Raw genomic sequence first — 2469 nt, 5'->3', positions numbered from 1 at the left:
AAACCGCCGAGGACGATTTATGACTGGCGGCATTACCTTGCGGTCATCCAGCGCAAACCCGGAGCCCTGCGCAATGGTGCGCCTTTCCTGGAATTGCCGCTGGCTTTCGACAACTGCAGGACCAGATGCTTCGCCGTGCCGGTGGTGATCGGGAGATGGCCGACATCCTCGCTCTGGTGCTTCATCACGACGAACAGGTTGTCGTCAGGGCTGTGGAACTGGCTCTGGATCAAGGCGTGGCGACTAAGACGCATGTGCTGAATCTGCGCCAGTTGCACCGATGCGAGTTCATCGACGGAGCGCAGAATGTCGTGCTTGTCGGCGGACCTGGCACAGGAAAAACACATGTGGCGACCGCCCTCGGTGGCGATCGAGCATCATCGCCGCAAGGTCCGCTTCTTCTCGATCATCGAACTGGTCAACGCGCTTGAGCAGGAGAAGGCTAAAGGCAAGGCAGGCCAAATCGCTGAGACGCTGGTTTGTCTCGATCTGCTGATCCTCGATGAACGCGGATACCTTCCGTTCAGTGCCTCAGGCGGAGCGCTACTCTTCCACCTGCTGAGTAAGCTCTACGAGCGCACCAGCGTCGTCATCACCACCAACCTCAGCTTCAGCGAATGGGCCACCGTCTTCGGCGATGCCAAGATGACAACGGCTCTGCTGGACCGGCTGACCCACCGTTGTCACATCCTCGAAACTGGAAACGACAGCTTCCGATTCAAAGCCAGCTCGGCTGCAGCCGCACAGAAGAGAGGAGAAAAGGCCAATCCCTTGACCAAAACCTGATCAGAAAACCATACTCAGAGGTGGCTCACTTCTCGGTGGAAAAACCGGGGGTGCGGACGAAAACTTGGACCACCAAGGAGGTAGTTCATGTATTCCTACGCAGACAGACTTCGAGCGGTTGAGCTCTATATCCGGCTTGGCAAGCGGCTTAACGCGACCATTCGCCAGCTGGGATATCCCACCAAGAATGCGCTGAGGGGCTGGTACCGCGAGTACCTACAGCATCTCGACCTGCGTACTCAGCCGGTAGCGCGAGCGCCAAAATATTCAGAGGCTCAGAGGCAGGCGGCACTTGAGCACTTTCGCACCCATGATCGTTGCATCTCTGCGACGATGAGGGCGCTCGGCTATCCCGGTCGAGGAACTCTAACCGCATGGGTTCGTGAGACGTTTCCGGAGGCGCGGACATCGATGGTCGGTCGATCGTGGCATCCTGGCTACTGCGAGGAGGTTCGGCAAGCAGGCGTCATCGGGCTATGCAGTGGAGATGAAACCTCTCAACAGGTCGCTGACCGACTGGGCGTTTCAAGACCGACATTGTATGGCTGGAAAAAGCAGCTACTCGGTCATGAGGGTTCTTCATCCATGAAACGCCGCAAAACCAACTCCAAAGTGCCAGAACGTGAGGAACTTGAGCGACAGCTTGAAGCCCTCCAGCGTGATGTCCGCCAGTTACAACTCGAGCATGATCTCCTGAAGAAGGCCAACGAACTGCTAAAAAAAGGCCTGGGCGTCGATCTGCAGATCCTGAGTAATCGGGAGAAGACCCAGCTGATTGACGCCCTTAAGGAAGTTTATCGCTTGCCAGAGCTGCTTGCCCAGCTTCGGATTGCCCGCAGCTCCTACTTCTACCATCGCGCCCGCATGTGCCTGGCAGACAAGTATGCCGCCGTCCGCCACAGCCTAGCTGAGATCTTTGAAACGAACCGTCGTTGCTACGGTTATCGACGACTGCAGGCGTCGCTGGCCAGACAAAGCGTGGTAATCTCGGAAAAGGTTGTCCAGCGATTGATGAAGCAGGAGCAGCTGGTCGTTGCCAGGCCGCGTCGACGGCGGTTTGGATCCTATCTGGGAGAAATCAGTCCAGCGCCCCAGAACCTGATCAATCGCGACTTCCATGCAGAAGCGCCGAACGTGAAGTGGCTGACAGACATCACCGAGTTCCAGATCCCAGCAGGCAAGGTGTACCTTTCGCCCATCATCGACTGCTTTGACGGCATGGTCATCAGCTGGTCCATCGGAACCCAACCGGATGCAGGTCTCGTCAACACCATGCTGGATGCGGCCATCGGAACCGTCGCCAACGGCGAGGAACGGCCAATCATCCATTCTGATCGCGGAGCCCATTATCGATGGCCCGGCTGGTTAACCCGGATCAGCGAAGCAAGACTGGTCCGCTCGATGTCTCGAAAGGGTTGCTCGCAAGACAACGCCGCGTGCGAAGGCTTCTTCGGCCGGTTGAAAACCGAACTCTTCTATCCACGAGATTGGAAGGCCATGACAATCGAACAGTTCGTCGGGGAGGTAGATGCCTACATCCGCTGGTACAACGAAAAGCGCATCAAGATATCGCTGGGATCGCTCAGCCCGGTCGAATATCGTAAGAGCCTCGGCCTGAGCATTTAAAACAGTCCAACTTTTTATCCGCACCCCCACCGGCTCAGTTCCGCGTGGAAACCAACA

At 57.0% G+C, this 2469-nt stretch carries 2 protein-coding genes and 1 pseudogene; all 3 read left to right on the top strand.

Annotation, left to right across the window (positions count from 1 at the left end; translation table 11 throughout):
* A pseudogene (locus ACQZ40_RS25665) lies at window positions 1-431 on the top strand (ATP-binding protein); the annotation flags it as partial.
* On the top strand, window positions 346-786 hold the full coding sequence (locus ACQZ40_RS25660; protein WP_193559334.1) for an ATP-binding protein: 441 nt from the start codon (window positions 346-348) through the stop codon (window positions 784-786). The pseudogene ACQZ40_RS25665 and the gene ACQZ40_RS25660, both read left to right, overlap by 86 nt.
* 87 nt (window positions 787-873) lie before the next feature.
* Complete coding sequence (locus ACQZ40_RS25655) at window positions 874-2412, top strand: IS3 family transposase (protein WP_142914332.1); 1539 nt, start codon at window positions 874-876, stop codon at window positions 2410-2412.
* Window positions 2413-2469 lie beyond the last annotated feature (57 nt).

It is taken from the genome of Agrobacterium sp. 16-172Ci (assembly GCF_053522725.1).
The sequence above is the reverse complement of the archived record's forward strand: the minus strand, read 5'-3'. Positions and strand labels throughout refer to the sequence as shown.

What these genes read in the sequence shown, in the direction of transcription:
- ACQZ40_RS25660 (WP_193559334.1), top strand. Translation starts at nt 346, where the DNA reads ATGTGGCGACCGCCCTCGGTGGCGATCGAGCATCATCGCCGCAAGGTC.
- ACQZ40_RS25655 (WP_142914332.1), top strand. Translation starts at nt 874, where the DNA reads ATGTATTCCTACGCAGACAGACTTCGAGCGGTTGAGCTCTATATCCGG.